The following is a 15,188-nucleotide window of genomic DNA, read 5'->3' as shown; positions in this document are numbered from 1 at the left end:
CAACGGTCATCGGCCCAGTCTAGATCAGGCCGCATCGCCCCGGCCACCCCGGACCCGTCCTCACCCCGCCCACTACCAAGCCCACGGCCGCCTGTTCCGCGCCATCGTTTCGCTGCCCGAATCGATGTGCGAGCGCGACCGGCCGCTGCAAGAGCGCTGGGTGTTCTTCGACTGCCCCACCGCCGCTCAGCCAGGTTCGCGCCTGGAGGCCCTGCTGGCCCTAGCCTGGAACATCGACACCACGGGGTGGTGTGATCGCGGCTTCATTTACAACGTCGCCGAGGCCAGCCAGCTGATCGCTCAAGGCGACGCCGACGACGACACCGCGCTGTTCGAGTGCGAATGGGGCGGTAGCGAGGGCACCAAGCACGTGCCCCTGCACGAAGTCGACTTCTTCTGCACGCCGCGCGTGCGTGCGCGGCTGGAAGTAGCGCTGTCGCAGGCGCTGATCTGCGGGCGCCTGGCCTGGAAAGGCAGTGCAGCATGAGCGCCGCCGTCCACCACATCCTGCGCCAGATGCAGCGCGATGCCCGTCTCGCATGGCTGATTGGGTCAGGCAGTCGCACATATGAACTGCTGACCGAGGAAGCTGCCGCCGCGAACGGGCTCAACCTTGAAGAACTGCGCCAGCAGCACGAAGCCTCACTCAAGTTTGAGGCGTGGCCGCACGTTCTGGAGGTGGAGATCGACCCGCAAGCGGTTCTGCTTCTGCCTCCCGTCTCGTCTCCCGTGCGCTGGTTCGGGGAGGAAAACGCGTATCGCTCTGCCCACTACTACTTGGAGCGTCAGCACTCGGGTGCTAGTGCGCCCTATTGGTGGGGGTGCGAAACGCGTAAAGCCGCGCTGGGGCTCGACAAGTGGTACAGCGATACGCGCTACTACGTCCCCGATGACTTCGGCACGCTGGTGGAGGTGCGCCCATCATGAGCCACCCGCGCCTCTCCCCCGCTATGCGCAACATGCTGCGCAATGTGATCAGCGGCCAACCCAGCACGAAAGGTTTGGCAGGTGGCGCCCTCAAGCATGCCGCCACCCGCCGCGCCCTGGAATCGCGCGGATTGCTAGATCCAGACCTGAAGCCGACAGAGGCGGGCCTTGCCGTCTTCGGCCTGCGCAAGCCCGCAACCTACGTGGTATGGCACCTCATCGGCCCCCAGGGCTGCGGCAAGACGCGATATGCCGAAGCCTGTATCGCGGCGATCCACAAACTGGGCGGTCTTGGCGTCTGGATGGATTCGTACGCCTTCCAGCGCGGGTACAGCGCCAATTCCGAGCGCATAGCCGACCACTACCCCGGCCTGACGGTACTCATGATCGAGGACAACAAGACGCTGCCGGGGGGCACTCCGCCGCACTACATGCAAGGCGACCGCGTCATCGACCTGACGGACTACCTCCCAGTTCGACGCCCGGGCATCGAGGGCCTCCAGACAAAGATCCGTCTCAACCAGCCCAACTGGCCCGAAGACATGGTGCAGGTGCAAGCCAAGCACCAGTACGAACGCGGCTTTGCCGGGGAGGCGCTCCCATGGTAACCAGCCACCTCACCACCCGCGACGGCCGCACCCTCACGCTGGTGCACTGCACAGGCCACGTGCATGCAATCCCACCAACCACCGGCCAGGGCGACCGCCGCTTCTTCGCCGTCAAGATCGACGGCAAGCGCTACGAAGACCACCAGGCCACCACCCAGCAGGCCGCGATGCAGCACGCCTTCATGCGCGCGCCCATGGCCCGCTCTGTCGTCGTGAGGTCGCCGCGATGAAGCAACCCCACGAATCGACCAAGACGATGGTCACCACGCTGCAACAACGGCAGCTCATTCAGGATCTGCAGCACAAGCACCTTCTGGAAGGCGGGAGCCTGTTCGGGCAGGTGTTTCCCGACGGCATCAGGATTCGCGTTCTAAGTCCAGCCCAAACCGACCAGCTTCGCAGATGCTTGACCGAGGTCCTTGGAACGCCTCTTTCTGATCGCATCGTTCACTCGGCATACGAGGCGAACGACGGAGCCACGCCATGAGCCGCCCGCCCATCACCATCGACGGGCCGCACCACAGCCGCCGCGCGCTGCGCTGCGCCCGGTTGCGTGTGGCCGCCCTGGCGGTACTGGCAGCCTTGCTGCTCGCCGCGCCACACATCGCCGGCCTGCTGGCGCAGTCGTTGGAGGGCTAAGGCATGTGGCACCGCCTCCTCTTCGCCGCCTACTACCTGCGCGCCCTGCCCGGCGTGGACTGCCGCCACGCAGTGGCAGCGGCCCTTGCCCGCGCGGACGTGCGCCTGCACCAACTGCGCCGGCAGCAACGCAACGCTCGGAGCAAGCCATGACCGCGGGCATGCACCTGCGCGTGCGCGGCGTGGTCAGCAGCTGCGAAAAGCGCACCACCACGCAGGGCGTGCCCCTGCTGGTGGTGCGCATGCAAGACAAGGCCAGCGGCCAAGAGGTGCGTGCCAGCCACGCCTACCCCGACTCCAGCGCCGCCAGCCACTACGCCGCCAGCAACCTCGCCCGCCGCCTCGTGGGCCAGGTAGCCGAGCTGGACGCCACCAATCCCCGCTTCCGCTCCAGCCGCCTCGACTGCGAGGCCGCGCACATCAGCCTTCCCTACGAAACAGCTTCTACCCGAAAGGATCTCGCGTGAACGCCACCACCCCAAAACGCCTCTATCTGAGCGGCCCCATGTCCGGTATCGCAGACAACAACTTCCCCGCCTTTCACGAATGGGCAACGGCTCTTCGCAGTCAGGGCTATGAGGTAGTGAACCCTGCCGAGATCGAGGAAGCCGGAACATGGGAGCTGTGTCTCCGCAATGACCTGCGCGAACTATGCACCTGCGACGGCATCGCCCTCATGCCCGGTTGGGAGGGCAGCAAAGGTGCGCACCTGGAGCTGCACGTGGCGCACCGCCTCGGCATGAAGGTTTTGCACCTGCCGCTCCAGTTTGACCTGGTGAGCCACCTCCGTCGTCAGGCCGCTTTCAGCCTGCGCACCTTCGGCCCCGGGAATCGACTTCAGGGCGTTCTCGATCACCTCCGCAAGGAACTGATCGAGGTCGAGCAAAGCGGGGGCGCACTGTCCGAATGGGTAGATGTGGTGCTGCTGGCGTTGGATGGCGCATGGCGCGCCGGCAACACGCCCGCTCAAATTGCAGACGCTATCGCCGCAAAGCAGGCCAAGAACGAAGCGCGCACATGGCCCGATTGGCGAACAGCCGCACCCGGCAAGGCCATTGAGCACGTTCGGCATGAAAGCGAGGCCGTATGACCGCTCGCAAACGCCAAGCCGGCTTGCAACCGATCCAGACAGGCGCAGTCTCCGACAAAGGCCACCGCGCACCTTTTCAAAGCCCGGTGCCTACGGCAGCCGAGATTGCTGCGCGCCGCAAGAGCGAGCGCCTGGAGATAGCCAGCGCAGACGCGCCCGTGCGCAACAGCACCGTGCGCGGCGGCGATCCATACACCTGCCCCGAGCTGCGCACCGCCCCCTACCGTGCGGGCTCGACAGACGCCTACCTTCTGCCCAGCCGCACCAGCTTCCGCAACCCACAGCCCGCCTAACCCATGGCCACCAAAGACCCACTCATCGGCCGCGAGGCCCGCGTCAAGCAAGACGCCACCACCCTAAAGGGCGCGCCACACCCGCACGCCGGCATGCGCGCACAAATCATCGGCAAAACCCCCGGCGGGCGCCAGTACCAGCTGCAGTGCGGCGACGTGCTGATCAACCTGCCCATGGCCGATTTCGTCGTGCTTGACGCGATTGAAACCGCGCCCAGCGAGAGCACCCTCCCGCTCAGCGCACTGGCGCGCAGCAAAACCAACCGGCAGATCGTCGAAGACGACGCCCTGATGGAGATGGCCGCCACCATGAAGCTCTACGGCGTGCTGCAGCCGCTGCTGGTGCGCCGCCTGCCCGCCGAGCGCCTGCAGGACACGTTTGAGAACGAAGCCACACGCCACGCCACACACGAAATCATTGCGGGCGAACGTCGCTTTGCCGCCGCACGCATCGCAGGCCTGCGCCAGGTTCCTGTGCTCATGAAGGACGCCGACAACACCACGGCAGTCGTGATGCAGCTCATCGAGAACCTGCACCGCGAAGACCTCAACCCCCTGGACGAAGCGCACGGCATCCAGCTGCTGGTGGAGGATTTCGAGCTGACCCGCGACGCCGTGGCAGACGCGCTCAAGAAGAGCCGCAGCCACGTGTTCGAGAGCCTGCGCCTGCTCAACCTGTGCCCCGAGGCCACGGCCGCCATCAAGGCCGGCACGCTCAAGCGCAGCATCGCACTGCTGGTGGCCCAGCGCCCCACGCCAGCCCTGCAGGTCGAGTTCACCAAAAAGGTGCTCACAGGCGGCCCCGAGGGCGGCCCCATGAGCTACCGCAGCGCCAAGGACCTGGCCCAGCGCAACTACATGACGGACCTGACGCGCGCGCCCTTCGCGCTCGACAACGCCCAGCTGCTACCCAAGGTAGGCGCCTGCACCCAGTGCCCCAAGCGCACTGGCAACAACCCCGAGCTGTGGGACAAGGCGGGTACAGACGTCTGTACAGACACCGCCTGCTTTGCAGACAAGAAAGAGGCGCACTACGAAGCCCTGAAGGCCGATGCCCACGCCAAAGGCCGCCAGATCATCACCGGCCGCGAGGCGCGCGAACTGATGCCCACCGAGGGCGCCACGCCCAAGGGCTACATCCTGCTGGACAAGCCCAAGAAGGGCAGCACAGAGCCCATGCGCGAGGTGCTGGGCCAGGAAGTTCCCCAGGGCAAAGTGGTGCTGATCGAGACGCCCACGGGCGGGGTGGTGGAAGCCGTACCCGTGCGCGCTGCTGGCGAGGCCCTGCAGGCCAAAGGGGCCGCAGGCAAGCCCGAGAAAAAGACCCCCACGCGCACCAAGGAAGAGCTGGAGGATGAATACCAGCAGCGCTGGCGCAGCGCCGCCGTGCGCGCCACTATCGAGGGCCTGCGGGTGGATGCGGAGCCCGAATCCTTGGACCACCTGCCTGAGCAGGCCGCCTACCGCGTGATCCTCACCCTGGCACGCGAGACAGACGACTCCGCCCTGCGCGCCATCTTCCAGCTGCCCGCGCACTTCGACGACGATGCGCTGGAAGCCGCTGTGCGCAGCGCCGCACAGGGTGCCCCCCGACTGCAGAACATGGTGCTGCTCATGCTGGCCGCCGCATTCGACTGGGGGCGCCTGTACAACCGCCCAGCCGATGAAGCGCTGCACCTGGAGTCTGTTGCACCCATCGCTAAGGTCGATATTGGCGCGATCAAGCGCGAGGTGCAGCAGGCCATGAACGCCGAAGCCGTCGAGCGCGCAGCCGAGGCCGACGCCGAGACAGCAGCACCCGCCGACAAGGCCAAACCCGCCCTCAAGCCCAAGGCCAAAGGCAAGGGCGCAGTAGACGGCACCGGCAAGACCAGCCAGGCCGAGGTGATGGCGGGCATCGCCCAAGCAATGACCGCAGCCCAACCGCCCGCCAGCAACAACTTCGAGCCCGGCCAGGACGTGCGCGTACGCATCGACCTCAAGAACGCCAAGGGCAAGCTGATGCTCACCAAGGGCGCCAAGGGCGTCATCACCAGCAAGGCTGGAGACCGCGCCTGGATGCTCAACGTGCCCGATCTCCCGGGAGCCAATGACTTGATCGCCGACTACACCGAACTGGAGGCCGCTGATGTCGAAGAATGACACGCTCCTGCCCTGTCCCTTCTGCGGCGCCAGCGCCACCGGGTACGCTATAGAAGCGCACACGCACTCAGGGCCACTCAAAGCCCTTGGCATCCCCGACCACTCTGGCAGCTACGTCATTGAGGGCAATTGCGCGTGTAACAGCGGATTGATCGGCGGCACCCAAGCCGAGGTCACCGAACGCTGGAATCGGCGCGCACCATCGTCACCTCCGAGCGCTGACACACTGTATCTTCTGAGGCGTCTGCTCTCGAACCAACACACCCTAACCGGCACGGAATTCCGCGCCGAGCTAACGACCATCGTTCAAGCCGCGATCGAACACCAGCCACCATCGGTGGCGAGGGGCCTTCGGCCCACCGATCTAGTCAATGCAGCAGGCATCCTCGCATCAGATAGCCCGGGCGCGGTAGTCAAAAAACTAGAAGCTGCATACGACCGTGCAACTCTGAAAGGAGGTGCGTGATGGGTCTCCCCCGCTACCGCATCCCCCAGCGCCGCCAGGCCGTGCCGGTCAACCCCATGCACAAAGCCCTGCAGCGCGCCACCCGCCTCACCGAGGCCGAGATCCGCGAGACCATGGCTGCCGTCCACCACTGCGCCACCCGCGTGCGTGAGGGCGTCGCCACCGAGCTGCAGGTGCAAACCCTGCGCACCACCATGCTCATCGCGCTCGAGATCGAGCGCCTGGGCTACGTGCGCGGCATGGCCGGCCACATCGAGGCCGCGCTGGTCGCCATCAAGTCCGTGCTGGATCGCAACAGCGAAACAGGCGAGTGGTGCCCAACCCCGCTGCACTACTACGAGCTGGACGCCATCACCTGCATGGTGGACCTGCACGACCACCAGCTGCGCCAGCTGTCCGCCGCAGAGTTGCACACCGCGACCAAGCGCGTCATCGCCCACATGCAAAGCCAGGGCGGCGGCGAGCTGGTGAACGCAGCACCGTCCGATCTGGGTATGGAGTGCGCACTATGAGCCGCGGTAAAAAAGTGGCGCGTGCGCGGTCTGAGTGGACAGATCAGCAGGTATCTATGCTGCGCAAGCTGTATTCAGACGTACAGGCCGAAACCATCGCAAGGGAGGTGGGCCGCCCTGTCAGCTCTGTGTACAACAAGGCTTTCGCGCTGGGCCTCAAAAAGTCAGCTGAGTTCAGGGCCGCCCAAGGCCAGCTGCGTGCGGCCAACAACGTTGCCACGCGCTTCCAGAAGGGCATGACACCCTGGAACAAAGGCGTAAAAGGCAGCACAGGCACGCACGCAAACACCCGCTCCACACAGTTCAAACCAGGCAGCAAGCCTCACACCACATTGCCCGTAGGCAGCTACCGCATCAACAGAGACGGGCACCTGCAGCGCAAGATCGGCGAGGCTTCTGGCAGCAAAAGCAAGCGCTGGCGCTGTGTTGCTGAGTTGGTTTGGGTAGGAGAGTACGGCCCACTGCCAGCCAAGCACATCGTAGTTTTCAAGCCCGGAATGCGAACTACCGTTCTCGAAGAGATCACGCTAGACCGTGTCGAGTGCATCAGCATGGCTGAGAACGCACGCCGCAATCACCCACGCACAAAGAGCCCTGAGCTTGGCCGCCTGGTGCAACTCAAGGGTGCCATCACCCGCCAGGTCAACCGTATCAATCGCGAGGCCCTGGAACGGGCGCAAGGAGCATCAGCATGAGCATGAGCACCGTCACAAACACGAACGCGGACCCCCACATCAGCCAGCTGCGTAAGCACTTGCTAGATACCCTCTCAGACCTGCGCAGCCGCGAAAATCCGATGGATCCACACAGAGCCCGAGCCATCGCGGAGGTCGCCTCCGTGCTGGTCGATACGGCAAAAGTTGAAGTCGACTACCTGCGCGCCACCAACCAGACACGCGCCGGCTTCCTCGAAGAGCCTGCACAGATCACAACTGGTTCGACCACGACGACTATTACCCCGAGCGCGAACAACCCCTTTCCGCCAGGAATTACGGGCGTTCGGCGCCACTCAATGGGAGACTGACGTGATCTGGAGCGAAGCAAAAATTGGCCGCTCTTTGGCAAAGACGGTGTTCCATCAAAACTTGGTGCTGCTACCCAACTCCACTTGGCCCGGCTTCGAGAGTGACCTACTGGTGGTCACTCCCGATCTGTATCTAATCGACGTGGAAATCAAGGTGGCGCGTCAGGACATGGTGCGAGACGCGCTCAAAGGCAAATGGGCGTCTAGCTGCAAGTGGCCATCGCATGTCTGGAAGCATTACTACGCGGTACCTAAGCTGCTGTGGAAACGAGAGTTGCTGGACACACTTCCATCCAAGCAATCAGGTGTGCTGCTACTCACAGAAAACCCTCCACGCTACACAGAGCTTGGAGCCGTAGCAAACAGCCGGTACGCCGACAGTCTACCCGTCATCGTTGATGTGGTGCGCCATGCGCAGCCCAACACCGGCGCCGACAAACTCAGCCATGAGTCTCTGATCGAGATCGCTCGACTCGCGTCAATGCGTATGTGGCAAGCGTTTGCAAGCGCGGAGGATTTTGAATGACCCCCGCCCTCAGCATTCGCCAGCCGTGGGCCTGGCTCATCGTCAACGGCCACAAAGACATCGAGAACCGCGATTGGCCCACCAACTTCCGGGGCCGCCTGCTAGTGCACGCGGGCCAGACCATGGCCCGCCGCTACTACGACGACACCTGCGAAGAGCTGCTGCGCATGGGCCTTTTGCCGGCCGGCGTGCCCGCATACGAAGACATGCCCCGCGGCGGCTTCGTGGGCTGGACGCACGTCATCGACTGCCGCCAGGACCACCCTTCGCCCTGGAAGCAAGACGGCTCCCATGGCTTCGTGCTGCGCGACAGCAGCCCTATTCCCTTTGTGCCGTTCAAGGGGCGCTTGGGGTTCTTCAACGTGCCGAAGGAGACGGTCACACCATGAGCGAAAACACCAAGATCGAGTGGTGCGACCACACCTTTAACCCCTGGATCGGATGTACCAAGATCTCGCCTGGATGCGATCACTGCTACGCCGAAAACCTCATGGACAAGCGCATGGGCGTGGCCTCGTGGAGCCCGGGCGCCGAGCGCGTTCGCACCAAGCCAGCCAACTGGAAGATCCCTCTGCGCTGGAATGCCCAGGCAGACGCATTCATGGCCCAGCACGGCCGCCGCCAGCGAGTGTTCTGCGCTTCGCTGGCCGATGTTTTCGACAACGCGGTACCGATGCAGTGGCGCATGGATCTGTTCGAGCTGATCGCAGACACCCCTAATCTCGACTGGCTCATTCTCACAAAGCGCATTGGCAACGTCATGCCCATGTGCTCCGGCGACAGTCTGATGTTTGAAATGATCGGCAGTCGGGTATGGCTGGGCGCCACCATCGTGAACCAGGCCGATGCCGACCGCGACATCCCTAAGCTGCTGGAGGTGCCCGCGCGCGTGCGGTTCCTGAGCATGGAGCCGCTACTGGGTTCGGTGGATCCGCGCCTGCAGCGCCCTGCGCGTGAGGACGACCGCCAGGACATGGACGGCTGGTGTACGCACATCACCACGGCGGCCGGCGCTGGGATTCACTGGGTCATCGTCGGCGGCGAGAGCGGCCCCGGCGCGCGGCCGATGCATCCCGACTGGCCGCGCAGCCTGCGGGACCAGTGCAATGCGGCCGGCGTGCCCTTCTTGTTCAAGCAATGGGGAGAGTGGACCGACTTCGAGCACACGCCGAGCGCGTGGTGGAACAGCCGCAACGAGGCCGAGCGCAACAGCTTGGTGCAGACGTTCCTCCATGGCAAGGCAATGGTGCGAATCGGCAAGAAAGCCGCAGGCCGCCTGCTGGACGGCCGCACCTGGGACGGGTTCCCACTATGAAGCGCGGCCTCACCCAACAAGAAGCCATGGCCTACGTCGGCGTCAAGCGCCGCACCTGGGAGGCCAACTGGGCGCCCCGCCTCACCGGCATACACCAAGGCGTGTGCCTCATCTACGACCGGCAGGATCTGGACAAGCTGTTCGACGCCATCAAGGCCGAGGCGGCAGGCGAGCAGCAACCCGAGGAACAAGACGCGGCCAACGACAGCGCGCACAATGCGGCCAGGAACGGACGGCCCAGTCAAGAGAAAGGAAGGAACACATGGGCCAAAGCACGCGGGGTATCTACCCCAACAAAAGCAACAACACCTGGGAAGTCGACAAGTGGTGGCGCGGTGAGCGATTTCGCCAGCGCGGTCTCGTTAGTTATGAAGAGGCGGAACGCTGGCTGATCAAGCAGCTGGCCGACAAGCGCGAGGTGGTGCTCCATGGAGTCCGCCAGGCGCGCATCTTCGATAGCGTGGCGGCCCACTACCTGCTGACCCACCAGGACAAAGCCTCGCTCGAAACCGAGGCCTACATGCTCGAATCGGTCATGCCTTTCATCGGTCGCCTGGAACTGCCGCAGATCCACGACGCCACCCTGGCGCCGTATGTCGCTGCGCGCAAGAAGGAAGGCCGCGCCAACAAGACCATCAACCTCGCCTTGGGCGTGGTGCGCCGGATTCTCAATCTGGCAGCCACGGTCTGGCGCGATCAAGATGGCCGGACGTGGCTCGACGCCGCGCCCAAGATCACCACGCTGCCCCTGGTGGGCCACCAACGCGAACCATTCCCCATCAGTTGGGGCCAGCAGCGCAAGCTGCTGCCCCTGCTGCCAGATCACCTCGCGCGCATGGCCCTGTTCGTCCTGAACACCGGAGTGCGCGACGATGTGGTCTGCAGCCTGGAATGGGATTGGGAGATCCAGATCCCCGAGCTGGGCATTTCCGTGTTCGATGTGCCGCGCGAGCACGTCAAGGGCAAGAAGCGCGGTCGCCTGGTCGTGTGCAACTCGGTCGCCCAATCGGTGATCGAGGCCGCACGGGGCCAGCACCCGCGCTTCGTGTTTGTCTACCGCCGCGAGCGCAAAACGAACACCGACAAGGCCCCGCTGATGAAATACCGCCGCATCCAGACCATGAACAACACGGGCTGGCAAAACGCGCGGGAGCGCGCCGGCCTGGGCGATCTGCACGTGCACGACCTGCGCCACACCGTGGGCATGCGCCTGCGCGAGGCCGGAGTGCCCGAGAGCACTGTGGCGGATGTGCTGTGGCACAGCACCCGGAGCATGACCCAGCACTACAGCACGGCGCAGATCGTGGAGCTGCACGGGGCGCTGGAGAAGATCACGGCCGACAGCGGAGCATGGAACAAGTCGCTGGCCACACTGCGCGCGGAGCACCAGGCGCGCAAGGCCGGGGAAGCAAGTCCCCCAAAAGTCCCCACAAGGGCACTGGAGCGGGTAGCGTGACGAACGCGACCCACAAAGGAAAAAGCCCTGCAAATCATAGACTTGCAGGGCTTACCTATTGGTGCGGCTGGCAGGAATCGAACCCACGACCCCTTGGTTCGTAGCCAAGTACTCTATCCAGCTGAGCTACAGCCGCTAAGCTTTGAATTATAGCATGATTTCTTGCTCAACTTGAAATCATTCCTGATAGTTTGTTCAAGCACCCGGAGGTACCGGCTCAACAAACGATCAACTCAACGCAAGCCAGGATTGTAATGCACTTCGAGCGCTCCAAAAGCGAAAGCACCAAGTTTCAAGCAGAAAAATCACGGGCTCCCTCACGGCCTGGGAGGGGCGCTCGAAGGAAGGGACGAGAGCTCGAAGGACCCGCGACTGGCTGCACGCCAGCCAGCGGCTGGCGCGGGCAGGTTGCCAGCGCCACTGCCAACAAAGTGGTAGGCCGTGTTGGACTTGAACCAACGACCAAAGGATTATGCGTACCACTTCGGCTTTCGCCGCCCGTTTCCGGTTCGTGGTCTGGACTCTGTCTTGCCTTTCGGCCTTCCCGTCGAGTCTCTACACGTTCTCCCTTTCGGGAGCTTCGCTCGGCGTTGGCATAGCGCGCACGCTTTAGCGTTCACCGAATTTGAGAAGTTCTACTTCAAGGCAGAGTGAACTTGCCTTGAGCAACCCAAACGGATCGTTCCCTGCCCGAGCGCTGGTCGCCCGGATTTAGGAAGTCACCCATTAAGTCCTCTGCTCTAACCAACTGAGCTAACGGCCCACAGCCCTTGATTATTGCACGCGAGTGCCGCGATAGGCCGAGCGAAGCCTGTGGCCTTGAACACCGAGAGCGCTCTACGAGCGCACACAAGCGATCGGCCCAGTCATGCCACCCGTGCAGCGGCAGAAGCCCAATCGCTCGCTCCCGCCGCCTTGCCACGCGGCCTGTAGGGATCTTCGGAGCCGAAACACTCGCCGTGATCCGCACAATCCGCACAGCTCGGCGATCTGCAGATGAGGACCCCCTCTTGCAGGCACAGCTGCCTGTAGAGAAATTTCTTCCACTTCATGTGATTCGCGTTGAGCGCGGACAACGAGGGAAACCACTGGCGGATGAACGCACTGAGCGCATCGCGAGAGGGCAGTCCCATGTCCTGCCAAAGATGCCCATCGCCCAGACTCGCGCACGAAACAAGCCAAGCCGCGTGGTAAATCTCTGCCTTGGATCCCGCCGAAAAGTCGGCATGAGCGATCAACAGCGCCATCAGGCTGTCGATCTCGTCGCTGCGGGCGCGCATGCGCACCGCCAACGCGGCCCAGTCGAGATGCGGAAAGGCGGCTGGAACCACGGACGGGTCCTCAGGCATCCGCCGGCGCATGGGTGTAGCACTTTTTGGGGCAGATGCGCGAGCACGCAGTGCAGCCAATGCACAGCTCCCGGTGTGCAATCGTCATGACCTTTTTTTCGTACTCATCGTCGTCATCCCCATCCAGGTCGACCGTGATGCGCTCGCCCTCGTCGTTCAGGCCAACTAGCTCAAGCACCCCACGCGGGCAGACCTTGAAACAGCGGCCGCAGCCGATGCATTTCTCCTCGTCGAGCTTGGCGACGAAAGCTGGCGTCCAGGTGGCGCCGCTGGGCAGGGTGACGGAAAAAGCGGTGTTCATGCCGTGCTCCGGGTCAAGCGGCTGCGGCCTTGCGGGCGGCGGCCAGGGCGGCGTGGGCGTCGTGGCAACGTTGCGCCACCGGGAGAATGTTTTCCCAGTTCGTGGGCAGCTCTTCAGACAGGTCGTGCAAATCCATCTTGGCCTGCGTGGCCTGGGCATTGAGCTTCTTGAGGCGTTGCTTGAGTTCGTCGGCGGTTTCGCTCATGGGGTTCTCCGGGGGTCAGGCACCGTAGTTCGCCACATCGGGGTAGGTGCGGATCATGGTCACAGCTTCGTCGAAAAACTTGCCGCCCGCTTCGGCCAGCTTGGCCAGCGAGGGGAAGCCGAAGCGGTGCACGTCACGCAACTGCTTGTTGACCACGACCAGGCGCCCGGCGAGCAGCACCATGCGGCCAAAGCCCTCATGGCTCATCTTCATCATGGGTGAAACCATCTGGCCGGTTTCGCGCTCTATGGCCACGGCGATGGCGTTGTAGAAAATCTCCAGGTGCCACAACGTCTCGGGGTCCGGGTCGCCCATGATGGGGATCGCGCGTCGCTCCTCGGGCGTGAGGATGAAGGGCTTGAGGATCTTCAAATCGCTCTTGCCCTCCCACTGGCCATGGGTGTCCTGTGCGCGCATCTGCTTGACCAGCTGCTGCACGAACGGCGTAGCCAGCATGGCCTCGTCGGTGGGTGCATCGGTTTCAGGGCTGGCGGTTTCAACCATGGGTCACCTCGTCTTCTTCAAAGGCAAAGGAAGGGGCGCTGTCCTTGTGCAGGGCCTTGCGCAGCCAAGGTGGGGGTGTGCCCTTGAGAACGTCCTGCAGCTTGCCCAGGATCTCGGCGATGGGTTCCGGCTCGGGCACCTTGATCGGGTGAATCTTGCTGGCGACCACGCGCGCAGCGGCCGAGCCGCCGATGGCAGCGACGTAGACGATGGCGCAGTCATGGATGACGGCCAGCTTGGGCGCCAGCTTGTCCTCGTCACCATCCTCCTCCAGCTTGTCGCCGAAGTCGAAGCTCTGCACCAGCCGGTGGCCGTCGGCACTGAGTTCGTACACCACGATGTGTTTGGCCCAGCCGAAATGCGCGTTGACGTTTTCTTTGTCCTGGGTGGCGAAGGCTATCTTCATGTCGGGCTCCTGGTGCTGGATGGTTCAGGCGCTGGCTTCGGCCAGCGGGTTGGGGGGGTGGGGCTGCGGGGCTGCGAACCGGGATGCGGCGGCGCGGCGCGACTCGGGAACGAGAGGCCAGTCGCCTTCGTGGTGGTGCGGGATCTGCTTGATCATCAGGTTGGCGACCTCGAACACCAGGTTCATGGTGCCGCGGTAGCCCACCTGCACACGGTGCGCGTTGCCCACCCGGTCGAACACCGGAAAGCCCATCCGCAGCAGCGGCTTGCCCAGCCGCTGCGCAGCCTGCCGGCCGTGCGCATGGGTGACAATCAGGTCGCACTCCGTCGCGCCTTGTTCCAGATCTTCCAGATCACCGAGCAGCACCGTCTCGGCCGGCAATAGCGCGTGCGATGCGGACTGCGTGGTGCTGACGCAGCAGCGCAGTTCGGCGCCCATCTCGTGCAGCAATGCACCGATGGCCAGCAACAGATCGGGTTCGGCGCCGATGGCTACCGCCATGCCGCCGGTGTAGAAGTGACCATCGAGCATCGCGTCCAGCAACTGGCTGCGCTGGCGCCGGTACTTGGCCGGCACGGGCCGGCCGCTGTGCTGCGACAGGCGCATCAGCAAACGGTCGTTGGCCTCGATGCCAGTCAGGCGCTCGAAGATCTCGAACGGCGCACCACTAATGGCTTGCAGCGCTTCGGCGCCTTCGCGGGTCTGCTCGCCCACACCGATGGTCCAGGACGACGCCCCGGCCGCGCGGATCTCGTCGAGCGAGGTACCTCCCAGCGTGGTGCCACGCCAGTCGGGCGGGATATGGCCGTCCAGGGAACCCGACAGGTCGGGCAGCACGATGGCCTTGAGGCCGAAGGCTTCGATGATTTCGCGCAGCTCGTCGATGTCGCCAGGGCTGAGGTGGCTGCCCGGCAGCAGCGTCACCTGACCCTGCTGTGGCGGCAGCGGCTTCACGAGCGAGTTCACGATGCCGGTGATCGCGTGCTTGAAGCCGTCTTCAAACGCACCGACGTAGTCGGGTGTCGAGACGTAGATGATTTCGGTGTCGGCCAGCTCCGGGTGCTTCTGCCGCGCCAGCGCCAGGAAGCCGTGCACGTCGTCGCCCTTGGTTTCGGTCAGGCCGGTCGAGCAGATCGCGATCAGCTGGGGCGCCGCGCGCTTGCGGATGTTGAGCAGCGCCGCCTCGATGTTCTCGTAGCCGCCCAGGATGGTGGTCACCTCGTTCATGGCCGTGGTCTGCAGCGGGATGGCCTCCTTGAAGTGCCGCACCAGCAGCACCAGCCCGAACGAGGTGCAACCCTGGGAGCCGTGCATCACCGGCATGCACCGGTCCAGGCCCAGAAACGCCAGACTCGCGCCCAGCGGCTGGCTCATCTTGAGGGGATTGACGGCGCAAGCTTTCTTCGATTCGACGACGGTGGCCAT

General features: G+C 64.1%; 25 protein-coding genes, 1 tRNA gene and 1 pseudogene. 20 read left to right on the top strand and 7 right to left on the bottom strand.

All coding sequences use genetic code 11. The annotated features are described in order from the left end of the window. The 20 genes from LWW96_RS18235 to LWW96_RS18140 form a co-directional block, all read left to right on the top strand. A partial coding sequence (locus LWW96_RS18235; RefSeq protein WP_291489278.1) for a hypothetical protein occupies window positions 1–487 on the top strand: 487 nt, incomplete at its 5' end. After that, a complete protein-coding gene (locus tag LWW96_RS18230; RefSeq protein WP_291489277.1) occupies window positions 484–927 on the top strand; it encodes a hypothetical protein in 444 nt (147 codons plus the stop codon). The genes LWW96_RS18235 and LWW96_RS18230, both read left to right, overlap by 4 nt. Further along, window positions 924–1,535, top strand: a complete 612-nt coding sequence (locus tag LWW96_RS18225; RefSeq protein WP_291489276.1) for a hypothetical protein — start codon at window positions 924–926, stop codon at window positions 1,533–1,535. Before LWW96_RS18230 ends, LWW96_RS18225 begins: the two co-directional genes overlap by 4 nt. Next, window positions 1,529–1,765 (top strand): hypothetical protein, encoded by a 237-nt coding sequence (locus LWW96_RS18220; protein WP_291489275.1) that lies wholly within the window; start codon window positions 1,529–1,531, stop codon window positions 1,763–1,765. The genes LWW96_RS18225 and LWW96_RS18220 overlap by 7 nt, the downstream gene beginning before the upstream one ends. After that, window positions 1,762–2,022, top strand: a complete 261-nt coding sequence (locus LWW96_RS18215; RefSeq protein WP_291489274.1) for a hypothetical protein — start codon at window positions 1,762–1,764, stop codon at window positions 2,020–2,022. Before LWW96_RS18220 ends, LWW96_RS18215 begins: the two co-directional genes overlap by 4 nt. Then, window positions 2,019–2,174: a hypothetical protein gene (locus LWW96_RS18210; RefSeq protein ID WP_291489273.1), complete on the top strand. Its 156-nt coding sequence runs from the start codon at window positions 2,019–2,021 to the stop codon at window positions 2,172–2,174. The genes LWW96_RS18215 and LWW96_RS18210 overlap by 4 nt, the downstream gene beginning before the upstream one ends. A gap of 3 nt (window positions 2,175–2,177) precedes the next feature. Next, window positions 2,178–2,327: a hypothetical protein gene (locus tag LWW96_RS18205; protein WP_291489272.1), complete on the top strand. Its 150-nt coding sequence runs from the start codon at window positions 2,178–2,180 to the stop codon at window positions 2,325–2,327. After that, complete coding sequence (locus LWW96_RS18200) at window positions 2,324–2,641, top strand: hypothetical protein (RefSeq protein ID WP_291489271.1); 318 nt, start codon at window positions 2,324–2,326, stop codon at window positions 2,639–2,641. Before LWW96_RS18205 ends, LWW96_RS18200 begins: the two co-directional genes overlap by 4 nt. Next, window positions 2,638–3,264 (top strand): dATP/dGTP pyrophosphohydrolase domain-containing protein, encoded by a 627-nt coding sequence (locus tag LWW96_RS18195; protein WP_291489270.1) that lies wholly within the window; start codon window positions 2,638–2,640, stop codon window positions 3,262–3,264. Before LWW96_RS18200 ends, LWW96_RS18195 begins: the two co-directional genes overlap by 4 nt. Window positions 3,265–3,350: 86 nt before the next feature. After that, a complete protein-coding gene (locus tag LWW96_RS18190; protein ID WP_291489269.1) occupies window positions 3,351–3,557 on the top strand; it encodes a hypothetical protein in 207 nt (68 codons plus the stop codon). Between the two features lie 3 nt (window positions 3,558–3,560). After that, window positions 3,561–5,699 carry a ParB/RepB/Spo0J family partition protein gene (locus LWW96_RS18185; RefSeq protein ID WP_291489268.1) on the top strand — a complete coding sequence of 713 codons (2,139 nt, stop codon included), beginning with the start codon at window positions 3,561–3,563 and terminating at the stop codon, window positions 5,697–5,699. Beyond that, window positions 5,686–6,165 (top strand): hypothetical protein, encoded by a 480-nt coding sequence (locus tag LWW96_RS18180; RefSeq protein WP_291489267.1) that lies wholly within the window; start codon window positions 5,686–5,688, stop codon window positions 6,163–6,165. Before LWW96_RS18185 ends, LWW96_RS18180 begins: the two co-directional genes overlap by 14 nt. Continuing rightward, the gene (locus tag LWW96_RS18175) at window positions 6,165–6,677 is read left to right on the top strand and encodes a hypothetical protein (RefSeq protein ID WP_291489266.1); all 513 of its coding nucleotides are present in this window, start codon (window positions 6,165–6,167) and stop codon (window positions 6,675–6,677) included. Before LWW96_RS18180 ends, LWW96_RS18175 begins: the two co-directional genes overlap by 1 nt. Then, complete coding sequence (locus LWW96_RS18170; protein WP_291489265.1) at window positions 6,674–7,372, top strand: HNH endonuclease; 699 nt, start codon at window positions 6,674–6,676, stop codon at window positions 7,370–7,372. The genes LWW96_RS18175 and LWW96_RS18170 overlap by 4 nt, the downstream gene beginning before the upstream one ends. Beyond that, window positions 7,369–7,701 carry a hypothetical protein gene (locus tag LWW96_RS18165; RefSeq protein ID WP_291489264.1) on the top strand — a complete coding sequence of 111 codons (333 nt, stop codon included), beginning with the start codon at window positions 7,369–7,371 and terminating at the stop codon, window positions 7,699–7,701. Before LWW96_RS18170 ends, LWW96_RS18165 begins: the two co-directional genes overlap by 4 nt. Before the next feature lies 1 nt (window position 7,702). Further along, a complete protein-coding gene (locus LWW96_RS18160; protein ID WP_291489263.1) occupies window positions 7,703–8,227 on the top strand; it encodes a hypothetical protein in 525 nt (174 codons plus the stop codon). Continuing rightward, on the top strand, window positions 8,224–8,616 hold the full coding sequence (locus tag LWW96_RS18155) for an ASCH domain-containing protein (RefSeq protein WP_291489262.1): 393 nt from the start codon (window positions 8,224–8,226) through the stop codon (window positions 8,614–8,616). The genes LWW96_RS18160 and LWW96_RS18155 overlap by 4 nt, the downstream gene beginning before the upstream one ends. Then, complete coding sequence (locus LWW96_RS18150) at window positions 8,613–9,542, top strand: phage Gp37/Gp68 family protein (RefSeq protein ID WP_291489261.1); 930 nt, start codon at window positions 8,613–8,615, stop codon at window positions 9,540–9,542. The genes LWW96_RS18155 and LWW96_RS18150 overlap by 4 nt, the downstream gene beginning before the upstream one ends. Then, complete coding sequence (locus LWW96_RS18145) at window positions 9,539–9,934, top strand: hypothetical protein (protein ID WP_291489260.1); 396 nt, start codon at window positions 9,539–9,541, stop codon at window positions 9,932–9,934. Before LWW96_RS18150 ends, LWW96_RS18145 begins: the two co-directional genes overlap by 4 nt. Window positions 9,935–10,062: 128 nt before the next feature. After that, on the top strand, window positions 10,063–10,998 hold the full coding sequence (locus LWW96_RS18140) for a tyrosine-type recombinase/integrase (RefSeq protein ID WP_366118372.1): 936 nt from the start codon (window positions 10,063–10,065) through the stop codon (window positions 10,996–10,998). Between the two features lie 59 nt (window positions 10,999–11,057). Here the strand turns inward: LWW96_RS18140 and LWW96_RS18135 are convergent. From LWW96_RS18135 to nifN, 7 genes and pseudogenes are all read right to left on the bottom strand, one after another. After that, window positions 11,058–11,134: transfer RNA gene (locus LWW96_RS18135), tRNA-Arg, on the bottom strand. 730 nt (window positions 11,135–11,864) lie between these two features. Continuing rightward, window positions 11,865–12,329, bottom strand: a complete 465-nt coding sequence (locus LWW96_RS18130; RefSeq protein ID WP_291489259.1) for a nitrogen fixation protein NifQ — start codon at window positions 12,327–12,329, stop codon at window positions 11,865–11,867. A gap of 10 nt (window positions 12,330–12,339) precedes the next feature. Beyond that, window positions 12,340–12,744: pseudogene (gene fdxB / locus LWW96_RS18125) on the bottom strand (ferredoxin III, nif-specific); the annotation flags it as partial. After that, window positions 12,662–12,853: a CCE_0567 family metalloprotein gene (locus tag LWW96_RS18120; protein ID WP_291489257.1), complete on the bottom strand. Its 192-nt coding sequence runs from the start codon at window positions 12,851–12,853 to the stop codon at window positions 12,662–12,664. The gene LWW96_RS18120 and the pseudogene fdxB, both read right to left, overlap by 83 nt. Before the next feature lie 15 nt (window positions 12,854–12,868). Continuing rightward, window positions 12,869–13,357, bottom strand: coding sequence for a NifX-associated nitrogen fixation protein (locus LWW96_RS18115; protein WP_291489256.1), 489 nt, complete (start codon window positions 13,355–13,357; stop codon window positions 12,869–12,871). Beyond that, window positions 13,350–13,763 (bottom strand): nitrogen fixation protein NifX, encoded by a 414-nt coding sequence (gene nifX / locus LWW96_RS18110; RefSeq protein ID WP_291489255.1) that lies wholly within the window; start codon window positions 13,761–13,763, stop codon window positions 13,350–13,352. The genes LWW96_RS18115 and nifX overlap by 8 nt, the downstream gene beginning before the upstream one ends. Window positions 13,764–13,787: 24 nt before the next feature. Further along, the gene (gene nifN, locus LWW96_RS18105) at window positions 13,788–15,188 is read right to left on the bottom strand and encodes a nitrogenase iron-molybdenum cofactor biosynthesis protein NifN (RefSeq protein ID WP_291489254.1); all 1,401 of its coding nucleotides are present in this window, start codon (window positions 15,186–15,188) and stop codon (window positions 13,788–13,790) included.

This window comes from Acidovorax sp., from assembly GCF_021287135.1.
Taxonomy (GTDB): Bacteria; Pseudomonadota; Gammaproteobacteria; order Burkholderiales; family Burkholderiaceae_C; genus Acidovorax.
Note: the sequence above shows the minus strand (reverse complement) of the source record. Positions and strands in the feature narration are given on the sequence as shown.

Excerpts from the sequence above, each read along its gene's own strand:
- nifN (WP_291489254.1), bottom strand. The coding sequence starts at position 15,188 with ATGGCCACCGTCGTCGAATCGAAGAAAGCTTGCGCCGTCAATCCCCTC.
- LWW96_RS18145 (WP_291489260.1), top strand. The coding sequence starts at position 9,539 with ATGAAGCGCGGCCTCACCCAACAAGAAGCCATGGCCTACGTCGGCGTC.
- LWW96_RS18210 (WP_291489273.1), top strand. The coding sequence starts at position 2,019 with ATGAGCCGCCCGCCCATCACCATCGACGGGCCGCACCACAGCCGCCGC.
- nifX (WP_291489255.1), bottom strand. The coding sequence starts at position 13,763 with ATGAAGATAGCCTTCGCCACCCAGGACAAAGAAAACGTCAACGCGCAT.
- LWW96_RS18230 (WP_291489277.1), top strand. The coding sequence starts at position 484 with ATGAGCGCCGCCGTCCACCACATCCTGCGCCAGATGCAGCGCGATGCC.
- LWW96_RS18205 (WP_291489272.1), top strand. The coding sequence starts at position 2,178 with ATGTGGCACCGCCTCCTCTTCGCCGCCTACTACCTGCGCGCCCTGCCC.
- LWW96_RS18120 (WP_291489257.1), bottom strand. The coding sequence starts at position 12,853 with ATGAGCGAAACCGCCGACGAACTCAAGCAACGCCTCAAGAAGCTCAAT.
- LWW96_RS18215 (WP_291489274.1), top strand. The coding sequence starts at position 1,762 with ATGAAGCAACCCCACGAATCGACCAAGACGATGGTCACCACGCTGCAA.
- LWW96_RS18115 (WP_291489256.1), bottom strand. The coding sequence starts at position 13,357 with ATGGTTGAAACCGCCAGCCCTGAAACCGATGCACCCACCGACGAGGCC.
- LWW96_RS18155 (WP_291489262.1), top strand. The coding sequence starts at position 8,224 with ATGACCCCCGCCCTCAGCATTCGCCAGCCGTGGGCCTGGCTCATCGTC.
- LWW96_RS18170 (WP_291489265.1), top strand. The coding sequence starts at position 6,674 with ATGAGCCGCGGTAAAAAAGTGGCGCGTGCGCGGTCTGAGTGGACAGAT.
- LWW96_RS18140 (WP_366118372.1), top strand. The coding sequence starts at position 10,063 with ATGCTCGAATCGGTCATGCCTTTCATCGGTCGCCTGGAACTGCCGCAG.
- LWW96_RS18165 (WP_291489264.1), top strand. The coding sequence starts at position 7,369 with ATGAGCATGAGCACCGTCACAAACACGAACGCGGACCCCCACATCAGC.
- LWW96_RS18180 (WP_291489267.1), top strand. The coding sequence starts at position 5,686 with ATGTCGAAGAATGACACGCTCCTGCCCTGTCCCTTCTGCGGCGCCAGC.
- LWW96_RS18200 (WP_291489271.1), top strand. The coding sequence starts at position 2,324 with ATGACCGCGGGCATGCACCTGCGCGTGCGCGGCGTGGTCAGCAGCTGC.
- LWW96_RS18225 (WP_291489276.1), top strand. The coding sequence starts at position 924 with ATGAGCCACCCGCGCCTCTCCCCCGCTATGCGCAACATGCTGCGCAAT.
- LWW96_RS18150 (WP_291489261.1), top strand. The coding sequence starts at position 8,613 with ATGAGCGAAAACACCAAGATCGAGTGGTGCGACCACACCTTTAACCCC.
- LWW96_RS18220 (WP_291489275.1), top strand. The coding sequence starts at position 1,529 with ATGGTAACCAGCCACCTCACCACCCGCGACGGCCGCACCCTCACGCTG.
- LWW96_RS18175 (WP_291489266.1), top strand. The coding sequence starts at position 6,165 with ATGGGTCTCCCCCGCTACCGCATCCCCCAGCGCCGCCAGGCCGTGCCG.
- LWW96_RS18185 (WP_291489268.1), top strand. The coding sequence starts at position 3,561 with ATGGCCACCAAAGACCCACTCATCGGCCGCGAGGCCCGCGTCAAGCAA.